Annotated in this window: 1 protein-coding gene; it reads left to right on the top strand. The window is 32.6% G+C overall.

What is annotated here, in order from left to right; genetic code table 11:
* Positions 1 to 55: 55 nt before the first annotated feature.
* Positions 56 to 288, top strand: a 233-nt coding sequence (locus G6047_RS00115) for a hypothetical protein (protein WP_169525270.1), incomplete at its 3' end; no start/stop codon positions are given.

Below are 288 nucleotides of genomic sequence, written 5' to 3'. Positions count from 1 at the left end.
GGTAATTGCCCAATCGCGTAAACAAACAATCATAAGAGATTCAAATTATAATAAAATGAAAATATTAAACGAAAAATACAATTCTGACTTCACAATTGAAGTTGAAACAAATCTCGCTGGAATGATTAATGGAAATGTTGTAGTCCGCAATTCTGTCATATTTGTTATAAACGGAATTCTGAATGGTAATCTTTCAATCGATAAAGGCTCACGAGCAATCGTTTATGGGATGGTAAATGGAAATATATCCAATTTCGGAACTTGCGAAATATACGGTGTAGTTGATGG

This window comes from Flavobacterium silvaticum, assembly GCF_012911565.1.
Taxonomy (GTDB): domain Bacteria; phylum Bacteroidota; class Bacteroidia; order Flavobacteriales; family Flavobacteriaceae; genus Flavobacterium; species Flavobacterium silvaticum.
This window is presented reverse-complemented; position numbering and strand designations above follow the sequence as displayed.